The 17,217-nt window shown below is 67.7% G+C and carries 11 protein-coding genes; 2 read left to right on the plus strand and 9 right to left on the minus strand.

Going from position 1 to position 17,217, the window contains the following annotated elements; genetic code table 11:
• Window positions 1-25: 25 nt before the first annotated feature.
• Genes ACSMFO_RS27470 through ACSMFO_RS27485 form a run of 4 tightly spaced genes read right to left on the minus strand, consistent with a single transcriptional unit; the run spans window position 26 to window position 5,377 of the window.
• Window positions 26-391: a hypothetical protein gene (locus tag ACSMFO_RS27470; protein ID WP_016331763.1), complete on the minus strand. Its 366-nt coding sequence runs from the start codon at window positions 389-391 to the stop codon at window positions 26-28.
• Window positions 392-441: 50 nt separating this feature from the next.
• A complete protein-coding gene (locus ACSMFO_RS27475; RefSeq protein WP_436461016.1) occupies window positions 442-963 on the minus strand; it encodes a hypothetical protein in 522 nt (173 codons plus the stop codon).
• 1 nt (window position 964) lies between these two features.
• Window positions 965-2,719: a substrate-binding domain-containing protein gene (locus tag ACSMFO_RS27480; protein ID WP_436461017.1), complete on the minus strand. Its 1,755-nt coding sequence runs from the start codon at window positions 2,717-2,719 to the stop codon at window positions 965-967.
• 36 nt (window positions 2,720-2,755) lie between these two features.
• On the minus strand, window positions 2,756-5,377 hold the full coding sequence (locus ACSMFO_RS27485; RefSeq protein ID WP_436461018.1) for a P-loop NTPase fold protein: 2,622 nt from the start codon (window positions 5,375-5,377) through the stop codon (window positions 2,756-2,758).
• Between the two features lie 138 nt (window positions 5,378-5,515).
• On the opposite strand from ACSMFO_RS27485, the gene ACSMFO_RS27490 reads away from it, so the two are divergent.
• A complete protein-coding gene (locus tag ACSMFO_RS27490; protein ID WP_436461019.1) occupies window positions 5,516-6,067 on the plus strand; it encodes a snapalysin family zinc-dependent metalloprotease in 552 nt (183 codons plus the stop codon).
• A 49-nt stretch (window positions 6,068-6,116) separates the two neighbouring features.
• On the opposite strand, the gene ACSMFO_RS27495 is transcribed toward ACSMFO_RS27490, so the two are convergent.
• Complete coding sequence (locus ACSMFO_RS27495; protein WP_037346172.1) at window positions 6,117-6,296, minus strand: ferredoxin; 180 nt, start codon at window positions 6,294-6,296, stop codon at window positions 6,117-6,119.
• A gap of 5 nt (window positions 6,297-6,301) precedes the next feature.
• Window positions 6,302-7,504, minus strand: coding sequence for a cytochrome P450 (locus tag ACSMFO_RS27500; RefSeq protein WP_436461020.1), 1,203 nt, complete (start codon window positions 7,502-7,504; stop codon window positions 6,302-6,304).
• A gap of 183 nt (window positions 7,505-7,687) precedes the next feature.
• Here ACSMFO_RS27500 and ACSMFO_RS27505 point away from each other — a divergent pair, with 183 nt between their 5' ends.
• A complete protein-coding gene (locus ACSMFO_RS27505) occupies window positions 7,688-8,608 on the plus strand; it encodes a helix-turn-helix domain-containing protein (RefSeq protein ID WP_436461021.1) in 921 nt (306 codons plus the stop codon).
• Window positions 8,609-8,899: 291 nt separating this feature from the next.
• On the opposite strand, the gene ACSMFO_RS27510 is transcribed toward ACSMFO_RS27505, so the two are convergent.
• The 3 genes from ACSMFO_RS27510 to ACSMFO_RS27520 form a co-directional block, all read right to left on the minus strand.
• Entirely contained in the window at window positions 8,900-10,123 is a 1,224-nt protein-coding gene (locus ACSMFO_RS27510) for a DUF222 domain-containing protein (protein WP_436461123.1), read from the minus strand.
• A 223-nt stretch (window positions 10,124-10,346) separates the two neighbouring features.
• A complete protein-coding gene (locus ACSMFO_RS27515) occupies window positions 10,347-15,230 on the minus strand; it encodes a DNA repair ATPase (protein WP_436461022.1) in 4,884 nt (1,627 codons plus the stop codon).
• Window positions 15,227-17,173 carry a flotillin family protein gene (locus tag ACSMFO_RS27520; protein ID WP_436461023.1) on the minus strand — a complete coding sequence of 649 codons (1,947 nt, stop codon included), beginning with the start codon at window positions 17,171-17,173 and terminating at the stop codon, window positions 15,227-15,229. The genes ACSMFO_RS27515 and ACSMFO_RS27520 overlap by 4 nt, the downstream gene beginning before the upstream one ends.
• Window positions 17,174-17,217 lie beyond the last annotated feature (44 nt).

A 17,217-nucleotide genomic window follows, 5' to 3' on the forward strand; every position in this document is an offset into this window, starting at 1 on the left:
CACCCTCCCAGGCAGTCGTGAACACCTATCGCGGAGAGTAACCGAGTCGGCCACCCGATCCGGCGGCGGAACCGTCGTGGGTGGTGAAGATGCCCAGCCGGACCAGTTCCGATCTGATCCACTCGGCCAACCGGTGCAACGGTCCGTCTTCGGCCTCGACGAAATAGCTGTCCACGATCTGGTGTCGCCTATCGGCGTGCTTCGCCGCATAAAGCAGCGCTGACCGTACCTCCGACACCTTCAGCGGAGCGACCTTGATCCCTGGAGCGGGCCGCACGGTGCTTTTGGCGGCCATCACCGCCAGCACGGCCTCCTCCAGGCTGAACCGGTGCTCCACCGGCACGACCACATGTTCCACGCCCTCGACAACCCGGCGCCCGATCAACGGCATGCTGTCAGATCAGCATGGCGCACGGCCGTAGTCTGTTCGGCACCGAACACTCACCCCGGTTCGACCGCCGCGAGAGCGACTTCGAGCCTTTCCTGGTACAGCCTCATCCGCTGGACGAGCACCACCCCGACCGGGGTCCCGTCCCGCACGTGCCGCTCCAGCCTGTCGGTGATCTGGCTCGTCTCGTCCCTCAGCTCGTCGACTTCCGGAGTGTTCCGGTTCTTGTGCTCTTCGAGTCGCGCCGCCGCCCGCCGGAAGGCTCCGGAAAGCTCCGTTTCGCCCGGCCGCAGCGTTTCGATGGCCGTCAGCGCCCGGCCGAGCAGGCTGAAGTGGTCGTGGTGGGCGGGCTGCGGCGCACGCTTCTTCTCCCGCACCTCCCGCGCCGGCTTCCGTCGCCTGCCGTTCAGCACGAAGAACGCGGTTTCGGCCGGGATCAGCACGGCCAGCGCGGCGGCCGCGCCGAAGAGCCAGGCCTGCGGATGCGGATAGGTCACCGCGCGGCCGATCATCCCGGCGATCAGGCCCAGCACCACCGCGACGACGTGGAACGGCCGGTTGTCGTACTCGGCCATGTCAGAAGTTGCTGAAGACGTTGACGAACATCTTGTCGATGCCGTACGGGTCGACGGCCTGATAGCTGCGGGCCTTGGACTTCTGCGCGATCTCGTCGAGGACGCGGCTGTCGGCCTGCGCGCCGTAGGCCATGGTGAAGATCCGGACGGAGTTGTCCAGCCGGTCGGCGTCGACGTTCTGCAGCACCTGCTCCTTCGTCCCGGCTTCGGTGTTCTCGCCGTCGGTCAGGAAGACGACGGCGTTGATCAGGTTCGGATCGAACTCCCGCCGCATCTTGTCGTTGGCCGCCATCACCGTCTGGTACAGCGCCGTGTCCCCTCTCGGGGTCAGGTTCTCGACCAGCTGGAGCATCGGGCCGCGGACGTTCTTGACCTTGCCGATCGGCATCTTCTCCTCGTACCCGTCCGAAAAGGTCCACAGCCCGACCTCGTCCTCGGGATGCAGGTACTCGAGTTGTTTCCGGATCGCGGGTTTCAGCAGGGCTATGCGGCTCTCGGAATACGGTTTGTCCTTGCGGTTCTTGTCGAACGGCTCGTTCATCGAACCGGACAGGTCCAGTACCAGCAGGATCCGGCCGCGCCGCTGCGTGTACTCCCAGCCGTCCAGCATCTTCTGGATCTGCTCGCCGGTGGGGACGCCGATCTTCGGGGGTTCCTGGGTCCCCTGGGTGCCCACGATCCCGGCCAGATCCGGCCCCGGCCTGCCATCGGGGTCGCGGAACCCGAGATCGCGGAACCGCTTCTGCTGCCCCTCTTCCCGCAGGAAGGCGTAGAAGTCATCGGCCGCGGCCTGCTGCTCCGGCGACGCGCTCGCGGTGGTCAGAAAGGGGTGGTCGATCAGCATCGTCCCTTCCTTGGGGTGCACGGCGACCAGCGGGCGCAGCGGCGCGACGGGGTTCGCGTTCAGCTGCGCCGGATCCCCGGTCGGCACGCCGCGGTTGTAGAGGTAGACCATCTGCTCCTGCATCGCCATCGCGCTGATGTAGGGCGTGGGCTTCTTGCGGTCCTCGTCGTACAGCGTTTTGAGGAAGGCCACCGAATCGTCGCTGTAGTAGGCGACCGACGCCTCGATCCCGCGGACGAACTGCACGGTCTCCGCGGTCCCGATCTTGCCGTAGTCGCCGCCGGTCGCGGCGAAGTAGGTCGCGATGGTCGCCGCGAGCCCGGACGTCGACCGCCGCGGATTGTCCTTGCCGAGCGTGAAGTTGCCCCACTTCGCGTACTCCGCACCTTTCGAGGCCCAGCCGCCGTCCCGGTTCACCTGCAGGACGTCATTCCAGCCGAGGGTCTTTTCCGGCCAGCCCATCGCCTTGGCCATCGGTTCCGGCATCGCGATCACCATCGGGCTGGTCGCGAGCGACGTCTTCGGCCCGGCCTTGATCCGCTCGCCCTTCCCTCGCTGCCGCAGCAGATCGAGCCAGAGCGAGGAACTCGGCATCCAGACCTGGGGCTCGGGCTGGTGCTGGTCGATGTCGTTCCAGCCGTCGGCGATGAGGTCGAGCGTGGCGCCCGAGGTCTTCTTGTGCGCCTCGACCTTCGCGCACTTGCCGCCGTCGAACGTCCGGCCGGTCTCGTTGTACCGTCCGGCCAGTTCGGCGATCAGATCGCCCTTCTCCGTCGAGGAACTGGTGACCAGCCGGACGCAGTCGGACCTGGACGCGTTCGACGGCGCGGTGACCGTGGTCGCGAGCAGGACGATCACGAGCGTCCCGACGAGCGCGCCGAAGACGAGCGAAAGCCAGCCTGATCTCCGCATGCGCCGCCCCCTAGCCGTCGTAGCGGGCAAGTGTAGCTACAACGTGAATCCCGGTTCCGTCTCCTCGGTCACCAGATCGTAGGTTTCGAAACTGAAGCGCGCGAGCGTGCCCACCCAATTCCGATAAACCTGTAGATCATCGAAGGATTCGACGTCTAGCCGCCATTCAGGTGGAAAGGCGTCGCGCGACGATTCTTCGCCGGAGAGCGCGATGAACGTCGCACGCGCCGCCTCCGGATCGGCGACCAGCAGGGCCAGCAGGACGAGCACGGCGCGATAGGGGCCGGCGACGAACGCCTCCAGCTCCGCGTCCGGGATGCCGATGCGGACGAGCCGGTAGAGGTTGACCAGCTTCCGGATCTCGCGCGGCGTGTTCAGTTTCTTCCGCAGCACGTGGACGAAATCGCGTTCGACCTCGGTGAGCCGCAACCGATCCGGCCGCATGTTGTAGAACGTCGGCGGGGCCGTGTCCTGGACCACGACCTCCACCTGTTCACCGCGTTCGGGGGTGCTCTCGTCCTCCGGCCATTCTTCGTGCGCGGATGTCCGCGGTTCCCGTTCCTCGATCGGCATCAGGGCGTCGATGAGTTCGTCCGCCGCGCTTCCCATGGGGCGCAAGGCGAACACGATCTGGAAGATCTTGTCGAGATACTCGGTCCGGCTCGACTCCCCCGCGCCGAACAGCTCTTCGTGGTGCTGGTCGAGGCAGCGCCGCAACCATCGCGGGTCGACGGCGACCACCACGACGAACGCGGGCAGGGCCAGCAGCAGATGGACCGCGGCCAGCACCTCGATCACCTTCGACGGCGGACAGCGGTCGAGGTCGTCGATGTAGAGCACGATCCGTTCCAGCGGCGGCTTGCCCTTCCCGCCCGCCCGCAGCCACTGTTCCCGCGCGTCGGCCAGATCGGCGCTCAGCTCCGCGAGGTCCTCCCGGACCCGGGCGAAAACCCCTTGGTAGTCCCCATATCGGCCGGACTTCGCCTCTTCGATCAGATCGCCGAGCCTGCCGGCCGCGTCCAGCCGCCGAAGCCGTTCCTCGGTCTCCCGCACCTCGGTCTCGAACCGTTCCGCGCGCTTGTCGACATCGTGCCGCAGTTTGTCCAATGTGGACTTCACCGGCGCGAGGGCGGCCCTGGCGGTGGTGAGCGCCGGGGTCAGCACGGCACCGAGCGCGACGACGGCACCCGCGGCGGCGAGGATCGCGTTGTGCCACAACGCCCAGCCGGTGATCGCCGTGGCGATGCCGAGCACTCCGGCCAGCGCGTAGCCCGCCACCGCGAGCCGTCGCCGCCGTCGTTCGGCGCGGTCCACCCCGGACACCAAGAGCCGCCAACGCCACGTGAGCGGAGAGTCCGCCTTGACGGCTTTCAGGCCCGCGAGCCGGGTCCGCAACGCTTCGCGTTCGGCGTGGACCTCACCGGCGTCCGCATGCGCCTCGGGCGCGCCGAGGTTGCGGAACAGATGGTCCACCAGGCCGACCCACAGATGGTCGTCGTGATACTGCCAGGCGTTGAACCGGATCTGCCGGATCTCACCGGCGAACACGCTGTTGGCGGCGTCGCCGCGGGACCGGGTGGCCAGCTCGGCGACTCGGTCCGTCACCTGCCGGACGAAACTCGATTTGCCGGAGCCCCAGGGCCCCAGCAGCGCGACGCACAGGGGAGGGCTGGTCTCGCGGTCGGCGATGACCGCGGCGAGGGTGCGCACGTCGTCGTGGAAGCCGATCAGGTCGACCGGGCTTTCGACGTCGGGCGTGATCCGCGGCCGCGCCCGGCCCGGTTTGGGCTCGACGAAACCGGTGCCGTCGATCTGGTTGCCGAAGCGGTCCCACACCCGGATCGTGCGGTCGTCCCCGACCGTGACGACCTTCTCGTTGCCCGCGGTGCAGGCGATCGCCCAGACGTTCCCTTGATGTCCCTCGAGGAGCGTGTACTCCCGCGGGTCGTCGATCTCGCGGACGCGGACCTCGCCGTCGGAACCGCCCGAGAGCACGAGTTTGCCGTCCACCCCGAAGGCCAGCGCCCGCACCACCCCGGTGTGCGCGGGGAAGACGAGGGCGGAATCGCCCTTGCGCCGCCACAACCGGACCGTCTCGCCGTCGGCGGACAGCACCTGCTCACCGTCGGGCGAGATCGCGATCACGTGGATCGCGCCCACTCCGCCGAACCGGTAGTGGGAAACGACTTTCCCGTTCCACAGCCGCACGCCGCCGGCATCGTCCCCGGCGACGACGAACCCGCCGTCCGGGGTCACCGCGACCGATTCGATCTCCGGGCCGCCGGTGCGCAGACCGCGCACCGTCCCGCCGTCCAGCCGCCGGACCTCGACGGCGCTCCCCGCGCCGGACACCACGGCGTCCTTGGCCACCGCGACCGCCACGGCCCGCTTCGTGGTCTGGACCTCCGGGGGATGCGCCTCGGCGCCGGTGATCCGCCAGCGCCGCACCGTCGCCCCATCGCAACCGACCACGTACTGACCCGAGATACCCACCGCCAGGACCGGCCGATCATGGCCGCTCAGCGTGAATCGCTGCTTCCCCGTCTCCAGGTCCCAGACCCGGACCGTCCGGTCCGCACTCCCGGTGACCAGCCGGTTTCCCTTCACCGCGACCGCGAGGATCGGTTCTTCGTGTCCGGTGAAACGTGCCGTCGTCATAACGGCACAGTCTTCCGGTCGCGTCAAGATCATGGTTAACGACAGACGACTATCGGCGGGTACCCCGAGCGCTTCGACAGGTTCAGTGTCGACACTGCTCCGAAATTCCAGCACGCCTTAGACGCGAGGAGTTCAAACGTGCTTCGACGTACCTTCGCCGCGGTGCTCACCGGCGCCGCGCTCTCCATCTCGGTGCTCACGGCACCCTCCGCGGGTGCCGCCGAGATCATGGCGACCACCCTGACCTACGACGACAGCCAGGCCGCGGAGTTCAAGGACGCGGTGGCCGCCGGCGTCAACGTCTGGAACACCAACGTCACCAACGTCCGTCTCGTGAAGGCGACGCCGGGCCAGCGGGTCAACATCCGGATCATCGCCGACAACGGCTGGCCGCGCGCCACCCTCGGCCCCGTTCGCCCGAGCGGCACGGTCACCGTGTGGTACGGCAGGCAGGCCGTCCAGCAGGGCTACAACAAGACCCGCATCGCGTCGCACGAACTGGGCCACAGCCTCGGCCTGCCCGACGTGAAGCCCGGGCCCTGCTCGTCGCTGATGTCCGGCTCGACCGGCGGCGTCAGCTGCTCCAACGTGAACCCCAACGCCCAGGAGAAGGCCAGGGTCCAGCAGCTCTACGCCGGCACCGCCGTCCAGAGCGCCGACGCGGGCAAGGTTCTCGCGGAAATCGGCTGATCCCCGCGCCAGGGGGTGCCCGCCCGGCACCCCCTGGCCTGGGTGGTCTTCAGGCGTTCGCCGTGATCGCCGCGGCCGGGCACAACTGCACGGCGTCGCCGATCTCCGCCGGATCGCGGTCCAGCAACCGGACCCGGCCGTCCTCCTCGTCCTGCGCGAACACCTCCGGCGCGGTCAGCACGCACATTCCGGCGCCCACACAGCGTTCCCGGTCCACTTCGAGCCTCATCGCGATCAGCTCCAGGCCACCGGGAGCGCGTACACCCCGTAGATGTCGGAGTCCGTCCGCATCGGGATCTCGTCGGCCGGAACGGCCAGGCGCAGCTTCGGGAACCGGGCGAGCAGCCCGGTGAAAGCGACCTTCATCTGCACACGCGCGAGCTGCTGACCGAGGCACTGGTGCACCCCGTGCCCGAAAGAGGCGTGCCCGGCTGCGTTCCGCCGGACGTCGAGCCGGTCGGGTTCCGGGAACTTCAGCGGATCGCGGTTGGCGGCCTGGGCCGAAAGCGCGACCACTTCCCCGGCCTTGACGAGCCGGCCCCCGATCTCGACGTCTTCGAGAGCGGTGCGCGCCCCGGTGTGCGTGATGGTCAGGTAGCGCAGCAGTTCCTCGATCGCGCCGTCGATGAGCTCCGGGTCCTCGCGCAGGGCCGCGAGCTGGTCCGGGTGCTGGAGAAGGGCGAAAGTGCCCAGCGCGAGCATGTTCGCCGTGGTGTCGAGACCGGCTCCCAGCAAGAGGAACGCGATGCTGGTCAGCTCCTCGTCCGTGAGCTCCGTGGTCGTCAGCTCGGCGAGGATGTCATCGGTCGGCTCGGCCCGCTTCGCCAAGATGAGCTTGTAGAGGTACTCCCCCAACGCGGTGATGGCGGCTCCCTGCTCCTCGGCCGAAGCGTCCGGCAGGTTCAGCGGCATGACGTTGCGGCGGAAGAACTCGTGGTCCTCGTAGGGAACGCCGAGCAGCTCGCAGATCATCAGCGCCGGAATGGGCTGCGCGAAGGCGGGCACCAGATCGGCCGTCGTTCCCTGGCGCTCCATCGCGTCGAGGTACTCGGTGGTCACCTGCTCGACCCGCTCGCTGAGCAGCCGCATCCGGCGAACGGTGAACTTGCCGGTGAGCAGCTTGCGATAGTGGCCGTGCTCGGGATCGTCCATCTTGATGAACATCCCCGGCGCCGCGGGCGGCATCTCCATCATCGCGGCCGCTCCCGGCAGCGGCGAGTGCATCAGCTCCTGCCGGGCACTGAACCGGGGATCCGCGAGGACCGCCCTGGCGATCGTGTGGCCGGTCGCGAGCCAGCCTTCGTGCCCGTCGGGGAACGTCAGCCGGACGAGCGGATGCTCGTCGCGCAGCGTCCCGAGCTCGGCGGGCGGGTCGAACGGGCAGCCCTTCGGGCGTTCGAGGGGCAGCTCGGTGAGATGTGGGACCGACGTGGTCATTTCTGTTCCTCCCAGTTTTTACCGATGCCCAAAGGCTACGTTGCATTCAGGTTCGCTTCAAAGCTACGGGCTGGCTTTTTTGCTGTTCTTGCTGGTAGATTTCCGCAAATCGTTGCAACGATCTTGTCGCTGAATGCAACGACACGTTGCAATGATCTGCGGGTGAACGCACAGGAGGTGCCCATGCCGGGCGGCAGACTGACCCAGGAGGACCGTCGGCTGATCGCGACCTGGCTCAAGGACGGCCTCGGTTACGCCGAGATCGGCCGGCGGCTCGGGCGTCCGACGTCGACGATCAGCCGTGAGGTCGCGCGCAACAGCGGCCAATCCGGCTACCGCGCCGAAGAAGCGACCAGGGTGACCGGAGAACGCGCGCGTCGCGGCAAACCCCAGCCGCGTGCTGTCCCCGTCGTCGAAAACGGCTACGGCCGCGACCCCGAAGCCGTCCGCGCCTTCGAAACCGAGTTCGCCGAAATGATCGTCGCGACCGGCCTCCCCCGCATGACCGCGCGACTGCTCGCTTGCCTGTCCGTCAGCGACAACGGCGTACTCAGCGCCACCGAACTCGCCCAGCGGCTCCAGGTCAGCCCGGCGTCGATCTCGAACGCCGTCGCCTACCTCGAATCCCAGGCGATGCTCCGGCGGGAACGGGACGGACGGCGCGAGCGCTACGTCATCGACGAGGAAATGCCGCAACGGGTGTGGAACGAAAGCGTCCGGTCCAATCAGGAATGGGTGCGGGTCTCACGCCAGGGTGCCGAAGTCCTCGGCACTTCGACCCCCGCGGGCGCCCGCATGGACGACCTCTCCCGGTTTCACGCGCGTATCAACGAAATCATGCTCGACGACCGCGTCGCGGTGTTCGCCGGTGACGCCTTGACCGTACTCGCCGCCCTTCTGCATGCCGGCCGCGCGCTTTCCGTTTCGGCCCTCGCGGGCGCGCTGGGATGGTCGCCTGATCGGGTTGCGAACGCTTTGCTCGTGGTGGAGGAGCATCCGCATATCGCCGGGCCGGTGCGGGTGGATTGTCGTGAGGGGGAGTATCGGGCGGTTCCTTTGGTGGAACGGCTTACGCTGGGGCAGTTGGCGGCTTTGGAGGGTTGAGGCTTCGCATGCGGACTGGTCCTTTGCCGCCTTTCGGCGACGGATGGGAACGGTGGGACTTCTCGACGGCTTGCGGCTGAAACCCGGCCCATCACCTAACCGCCTGTCGCCGGTTTTCGGCAACACATCGAAACAGCGGAACCGGCCGACTGCGTTCTCCGGCTGAAGCTCAGTGCCGTACACACGACTCCCCCTGTCGCCAAATTCCGACGACAGACCGGACTCGTCGGCGACATCCCCCGGCTGAAGCCCTCCACACACCAGACCCATCGCCGTTTTCCGGCGACGGACTCAGAACGGCGGTGGCTCGTCGCCTGATGGGTGAGGTCCATGAAGCGGCGGAGGAGCGCTGTCGTAGCGCTGCCCGGTGGGAGTGGTGATCGTCAGAGTGCCATCGGATGCGAGCCGGTAGGTCCAACCGGGTTCGTCTTTCAACCGGTGATCTCGGCGGCAGAGGTCGATAAGATCGGTATCGGCGGTATGCCCGCCGTGCTGCCACGGCACCGCATGATCGAGGTCGCACGCCTGCGCCGGACGATGACAGCCAGGTCTTCGACACTCACGATCCCGCACCCGCACAAACTCCGCCAAACCCGCGCTGGGCCGGTACCGGTCCCGGCCCAGATCCAGAACCTGCCCGGACAGCGGGTCGGTGATGATCCGCCGCACCACACTGTTCCCACCCGTGGCGATCTCCCTGGCCAGCGCGGCGGGAATCGTGCCATGCCCCGCCAGCTCCGCCGGATCGTCGTTCAGCCCGAGATAGGTGAACAGATCCATGTACAGGAACACTTCGCTGCGTTCACTCGCCCCGCCCTGGCCACCGAGCAAAAGATCGAGCGCGACATCGGCGCGGAGCTGGTCGAGAGTGCGGGGTTCCTCCTTGGTCTTGAGAGCCCGCGCTTCACGATCGATCCGCTGATACGCGGCAGCGACCTTCTCCACCGGCCCATCCTCGACCTCGATGCAGGCGACCCCGGTCTCACCATGCCGCAACGACAGACGCCGCCCCTCACGATGCCGCTCAGCCCGTTTACCGGCACCCTCGGGATCGATGGTGTTCGCCGCATGGTTGGCTGCCTTCCGGACCTGATCCGGGTTCTTGTCCCCGATCCGCTCTTCCAGCAACGCGTCGACCGCACGAGCGTCCTCGTCGGAGAGCCAGGTGGTGGCCGTGGCGACCTTCATCGCACTGAACCCGGCCAGTTTCCCTTCATCCATCAGATTCAACGTCCGGGGCAGCCGGGTGATCAGCGCGTCCGCCGCGGCGACCATGGCGCCCGCGTGATTATCCGTGACAGACAACGCGAACGCGACCTCCTGCGCCACACTCCGTGCGCCGTCACGATGCCGGTTCAGCTGCGCGAGCGCCCGGAACCTGACCGCTTCCAGGCGTGCGATCCCGGCCGACGCGGCCTGCGCCAACGCCACGGAATCCTTGTCATCCAACACAATCGCGGCATCGTTCACCGCAGCCAGCACCTCGGGATCGGCGAGGCCTTCCAAAAGCGCCACAGGCGCGGAATGAGTATCCACCCCACGAACCTACGACCCACCACCGACAATTCCCGGCCCCACGAACGACAGAGGCATTGCCGATTTTCGGCAAACGCACACATCGCCACCGGCAAGACCCGACCTCACAAGCAACCGGCGCCCGCCGATTCCAGGCAAAAAACCCGGCGGCCCATCACCGTCTCCCGGTAATGGGCCGCCGCAGTCAAAACCCAAGAAAGCCCTACATCACATCCCGCACAACCATCCGCTCCGAAGCCCGCTCAATAGCCGCCTCCACCGCACCCACTCGATCAGCCAGCAGCCCCACAGCGCCGACAGCACGGCTCATCGGGTCCTCATCGTCCCCGCCCAGCGCTTGCGCACGCAGGTAAGCCGCCTTCACATCCGCCCACCGCTGCGCCTGCGAGTCGCTCAGACGGCCGCGGAGTTCGGCCAGCTTCAACAGGTTGGCTTCGGCGCCCGAAGTGAGCGTCTGCGCTTCGCCGGCGTAGTGGTCGTCGATCAGCGCTTCCAGCTCCGCGTCGTTCATCGCGGGCACGATCCGGCCGGCGAGTTTGTTCATGTTGCGATACGAGCCTTGGAGCTGGAACGGCGGTTCGACCCGGGACGCGTCCGCTTGCGCCGCTGAAGCGATGTACGCCTGGTTGTTCGTCAGGACTATCCGCTGCACCTTGATCAGTTTTCGCAGCACGGCGAGGATCTGCTCCAGTTCGGTCGCCGAGTACGCGTGTTTCAGCTGATCCGCCCGCACCGAGCCGTCGCTGCGGGCCAGGCGGACCAGAACGTCCACATCGGACCGTTCCCGAGAGACCAGCGGGGCCAGCACGGTGTTGGCGGTGAGCGAGTTTTCGATGTAGCTCAGTGCGAACAGGTCTTCCTTGCCCGACAACACATCGCCGAGGTTCCACACGTCCGCGCGGTTGGCGAGCATGTCCGGGATCCGGAACCGCTTTCCCTGCTCGGTGTACGGGTTACCGGCCATGCAGACGGCGAACCGCTTGCCCCGCAGGTCATAAGTCCGCGTCCGGCCCTCCCAGACGCCTTCCATCCGACGCTGCGCGTCGCACAGCGAGATGAACTTCTGCAACAGCTCCGGCGAAGTGTGCTGGATGTCGTCCAGATACAGCAGCACGTTGTTGCCCTGCTCCAGCGCGAAAGAGATCTTCTCGACCTCTTGCCGCGCCGTCGCGTTGGGCGCGTCCGCCGGATCCACCGACGTGACCTCGTGTCCGAGCGCCGGCCCGTTCACCTTCACGAAAACCAGCCCGAGACGGCTCGCGACGTACTCCATGAGCGTCGTCTTGCCGTAGCCGGGCGGCGAGATGAGCAGCAGCAGACCGGACTGGTCGGTCCGCCGCGCGTCGCCCGTCGCGCCGAGCTGCTTCGCGAGGTTGTCGCCGATCAGCGGCAAGTAGACCTCGTCGAGGAGCCTGTTGCGCACGAAGGCGCTCATCACCTTCGGCTTGTACTCGGCCAGCCGCAGCCTGTCGCGTTCGGCCGCCACCAGGTCGTTGCGCAACCGTTGGTACGCACGGAAACCGGGGACGCGATCGCGCCGGAATCGCCGAGTCCTGGCGAGTGTCTCGTCGAGCCGCAGGGTCAGCGACCGGTTGACGATCCGCGGATGCGAGCCGAGCAGACCGTCCACAGTGGCCGAAAGTTCGGCCGAAGAGTCGTATCGCGGCAGGTCGGCCAGTTCGATCGCGACGGCCTCCGCGAGTTCGTCACGAGAAAGACCAGCAGAGTCCACAAAGGACCGTAGCCATGCCTCGGCGAGCTGATGCCGATCCACGAGATCTTCGAGCGCACGCAAATCTTCGGCGAAGCTCCGGCGGTCCAGCCGGAACTTGTCGAGCAGCGTCCGCGCGCCACCGCTGGTGACGAACCCGGGCGACGCGTCGGCCAGTTCCTCGAACAGGTACTCGCCGGCCAGTTCGAGATCCAGCGTCAGCCCCGAGGACGTCGCGAACGCGGCCATCGCATCGGCGAGTTCCCGTGCCAGTGCGTCGATCGCCGTGGTGTGCCCGAACGCCTCCCGCACCCGCGAGAGCGACGCGGCACGCGTGGTCCAGGCGGACTTCGCCGCCTCTTCGGCGCCGAAAGCCCAGAACAGCTGGGCGGCGGCCCGGGCGGCGGGCGGATACCGCAGCAACCCGGCGGCGGACCGCAGGCGCACCAGCACCGCCAGGATGGCGGCGGCGTCGTGGTCGTGCACGCCACGCGCGTAACCCTCGTCGTACCGGTCCCCCGCGACGCGCCGGACGACCTCCAGCAGATCGCCGTCCTGCAGGTCCGGCTGCTCGGCAAGGATCGACGTCGCCAGGTACTCGGCGCGGTAGACCTCGGCCGACTCCGAGACCAGCAGCTGGTCCCAGTACGGCCTCGTCTCCTCGAACGCGGAATCCCGCACCGGCGAACGGTAATCGGTGCCGGTGATCGCGAACTTCATCCCACCCTCGTGCGGCACCAGGGTGAGGTCGATGTCCTGCGTGTTGACCGCGAACGTGTTGCGGCCCAGCCGGATGGTCTCGCCGCCCTCGCCGTAGAGGTCCAGCCTGTCGCGCAGCGCGCGCCCGGCTTCCTGGCGCGCGGCCTTGACCCGCCCCTCAAGCTCCTCGGCGCGCACCTGATCGCCGAGTTCACGCAGTTCGGTGACGACGCTGCGCAGCTTCGCGACCATCGGGTCGGAGGCGAAGTAGGTGTTGATCTCGTCGACCGAGCCGAGCGTGCCGACCCGCCGGGTCACGCTCGTGAGGATCCGCTCGGCCGAATCGACCAGCCGGTCCGCCCTGCGCGCCCGCTCGTCGAGCAGTGCCTGCTTGCGCGAGGAGAACGCCTCGTAGACGTCGGTGCGCTTCTCGCCGAGCGACGCCAGGAAGTCGTCGAACTCCCCGAACCGCGATTCGAGGTTTTCCAGCTGCAGCAGCAATCTGCCGAGCTGCTCGTCGCAGCGGTCGGGCGTGTCCGCGACCGCGAGACCGCCGGTGATGGCCTGCGCGAGCAGCGCGAACTCGGCGGCGAACTCGGCCCGCCCCTCGGTCTCCAGCAGTTCCTTGCGCCGCGCGTCGAGGGTCGCGCGAGCCCGGTTGACCGCGCCGATGACCTCGCCGACGCGTTCGAGGATCTTCGTCCGCACCACGGCGTCCGCGATCTCCAGCCCGCCGACGACGTCGGTGAGGACTTCGAGCCCGCCGGACTGCTCGTCCAGCCGTTCGGCGACCGGGACCGCTTCGGCGACGGTCGAGATCGCGCCCGCCGCCTCGATGAGGCCGTCGACCTCGGCGTGATAGCTCGTGAACGCGTCCTCGCCCTGCAGGAACCGGACGGCCCGCTGCGCGGCCTCGCCGAATTCCGTGTCGAGATCGGCGATCAGCTTGTCGACGCGGTCGGTGTCGACGTACCGCAGCTCCCGCACAGTGACGAGATGTCCACGCGCGCGGTGCATCTCCGCGAGCCTGCGCACCCACGCGTCGGCCGCGTTCAGCGCCTCGCCGCGGACCCTGCGCACCAGCGACGCGGTCTCGGCGGCCGCTTCCTCGACGGCTTCGGCCGCCTGCGCGGTGAGCGAGGTGACCGTCTCGAATTCGTCGAGCACCTGCTCGGCGGTCACCCGGACGTCGGACAGCGGCGACCGCAGATCGCCGAGTTCGGCCTCACCGAGCCAGTGGTAGTGGTCGAAGACCCGCGCGCACGCGGCGATCAGCGCTTCGAACACCGCCGCCGACGGCGCCATCTCGCCGACCATCCGGCCGATCGAGAGGCAGTCGGAAATCCCGCGGACCAGATCGGCGTTGCCGACCCGCTCCAGCGGTCCTGTCCCGGCCGGCTGCGACGCGGCGTACGTATCCGATTGGAACGGCGTCCGCCACACCTGCATCGGGTGCACGCGGCTCGGCTCGTCGGACAGCGCGCGGAACAACACCATCGTGCCGTCGTCGAACAGCGAATACCCGTGGCACGGGATCGGGTTCGAGACCTCTTTGCGGATCACGTTGTACGGCAGGAGCAGCGAGCGCCCGTCGGCCCGCGCGTGGAAGACGTAGAGCACGTCCTCCCCGTTGGGCGAACGGATCACGCGCTCGAATTCGAGACCGTCCACAGTGGTGTCGAACGTCTTGCTGACACCCGTGTCGAGGTAGTAGCCGCCGGGGAAGATGATCCCGTGGTCCTCGGGCAGCCGCTGGCACGCCTGCCCGATCCCGTCGAGGCGCACCACGTTCCGGGTGCGGGTGTTGAACACCAGGTACCGGTGCTCGGTCTCCTTGTACGGCAGCATCCGCAGCAGGATCAGCGGGCCGATCCTGGCGTAGGAGACCTCGGCGTCGGCCAGGCTCTGCAGCGGCTCGTCGACCGGTTCGGAGTAGACGCCTTCGCCGGTCTCGGTGTTGTTCTCGACCTTGATCGTCAGGTTGCCGCCGACGGTCTCGACGAACACCTCGTCCTCGATCGAGATATGCGGATGCCGCCCGAGGACGTGCTGCTCGCGGCCGGTCTCGACCCATTCGAAGTCGTGCGACGGCGGGAAGACATGGTCGCGTTCGCCCCGGCTGTCCACATAGGACACCTTGCCGTCGGCGGCCACACCCCAGCGCAGCACGCGGATGTCCTCGGTCCGCGGGCCGATCTGGAACACCGCGAGCAGTTTGCCTTCGACCCGCCGCAGCTGCAGCAGCTTCGCCTGCCGGTAGTACCGGTACAGCTCCGCGAAATCGCGGACGAACTGCTCGTCGCGCAACAGCTCCGGCAGCTCCTCGGCGGGCACGTCGTCGAAGCGGAACGCCTCGTCGTCATGGCTGAAACCGTGCAGCGAGAAGACGTCGTCGACCGTCGTCTCCGGCTTGAGGCCGATGAAGACGTTGTAGCCGAACAACATCCGCCCGCCGACCGACACGACGTCGCGCGGTACGCAGTTGTTCGCGGTGCGGATCCGCTCCGTGCCGATCAGCGCGAGCTGCGCGCTGCCGAAGACGCCGAGCCGCGCGGTGTTGAGCTCGTCCGCGCGTTTCGCCAGTTCGGCGGCCTGTGCGGCGAGCCGGGCGCGGAGCACCTCGTAGGTGCCCGCGTCCAGCTGCTCCGTTCCTGCCGCCGGTTCGGTCGCCGTCACTGCTTCGCGGGGGCGAGAGCGGCGACGGACTTGTCAGCCAGGCCGAGCCGCTGCGCCATGGCCAGCAGCTCCTGCACCTTGCCGCTGTCCGGGCCGCCCGCCTGCAACTGCTTGGCCAGGAAGGCCGACAGCGTCAGGTTCTTCACGTCCTCGGTGCTCACGGAACCGACCAGTTTGGTCAGGTCGTCGGTGAAGCTGCCCGAACCGTCGAGCCACGACTTCCCCAGGGTCTGGACGACGTCCGAGTGCTCGACGAAGCCGTCCACGCTCTTGCCGAGCCCGATCGAGCCGATGACCTTCTCGAAGAACATCGTCTCGCCGCCGACGATGTCGATGTCGGCCTTCTCCAGCCCGATGCCCAGCACCGTGGCCTGTGCCTCGGCGACCTCGCGCTGCACGTTGAGCGCGGCGAGCCGGATCTCCTTCTCGGCCTCCAGACGCAGGCGGTACTCCTCGTGGGCACGGCTGGCGGAGTCGAGCGCGGCCATCGCGGCGGCCTTCTCGGTGAGACCTTCGGCCTCGCCCTTGAGCTTGTCGCGCATCGCGTCGGCGAGCACGATCGCCTTCTCGCGTTCGACGATGGCCTCGGCGCGGCCGACCTTCTCCAGCGCGTCGGCGTCGCGTTCCTTGACCTGCGCCGCGGCCAGGCCGACGGCGGCCTCCTCGGCCTGGATGCCTTCGGCCAGACGGATCTTCGCCCTGGTCTCCAGCTCGGCGGCCTGCTGGCGCGCCTCGGCCAGCGTCAGCTCCTCGCGGGCCTTGTGCTTCGACGCGGCCTCGGCGGCTTCCGCGGCCTTGATGTCCTTGACGAGGTTCTCCTGCGCCTCCGCCTCGGCCCGGATGATGATGGCCTCGCGCTGACGCTGCGCCTCTTCGACGACGCGGAGCTTCTTGATGTTCTCTTCCTGCTCCGCCACGGTCTTCTCGACCGCGATGCGCTCGCGGATCACCTCGGCGATGGACCGCTTCTCGGTCTCGACTTCCTTGTCCTTGGCGATCCGGGACAGCTCGGTCTCGCGTTCGCGGCCGATGACCTCGAGCAGCCGGTCCTTCTCGATGCGCTCGCTCTCGATGGCGATCACGCGTTCGCGGTTCTTGCCCGCGACCTCGATCTCACGCTGCTGGTTCTGGTGCTGGATGCCGAGCTGCTCGTCCGTGCGCAGTCCGGCGGCCTGCGACTTGAGCCGCTCCTCCGCCTGCACCTTGGCGATCTCGGCCTCTTCGCGGGCACGCATGGTCTCGACCTCGCGGCGCTGCTTGATCTCCGCGTCGGCCTGCCGCCGCTCCAGTTCGAGGATCGCCTCCTTGGCGTCCACGTTCTGGCGGGTGATCTCTTTCTCCTCGCTGCGGCGGAACTCGTTGGTGCGCACGTGCTCGATCGCGGTCAGCTCGGTGATCTTGCGGATACCCTGCGCGTCGAGGATGTTCGCGGAGTCGAGCTGCGCCATCGGCGTCTGCTCGAGGTAGTCGATGGCCGCGTCCTCCAGGCTGTACCCGTTGAGGTCGGTGCCGATGACGCGGATGATCTGATCGCGGAATTCGTGGCGTTTGGTGTAGAGATCCACGAAGTCCAGCTGCTTGCCGACGGTTTTCAACGCCTCGGAGAACTTGGCGTTGAACAGTTCCTGCAGGGTCGCCTCGTGGCTCGCGCGTTCGGTGCCGATGGCCTGCGCGACCTTGATCACGTCCTCGACGGTCTTGTTGACCCGCACGAAGAACGAGATCCGGATGTCGGCGCGGATGTTGTCCCGGCAGATCAGGCCCTCGCGGCCGGTCCGGGTGATCTCCATGGCCTTGACCGAGGTGTCCATGATCTCGGCCTTGTGCAGCACAGGCAGGACGATCGCGCCGGTGAACGTCACGTCGACGCGGCGGACCTTCGAGATGATCAGCGCCTTACCCTGCGGCACCTTCTTGAACAACCTGGTGATCGTGAAGAGCAAGACCAGGAGGATGACAACTACCACGGCGATCAGAACGCCGGCCC

It is taken from the genome of Amycolatopsis sp. w19 (assembly GCF_051373225.1).
Classification (GTDB): domain Bacteria; phylum Actinomycetota; class Actinomycetes; order Mycobacteriales; family Pseudonocardiaceae; genus Amycolatopsis; species Amycolatopsis japonica.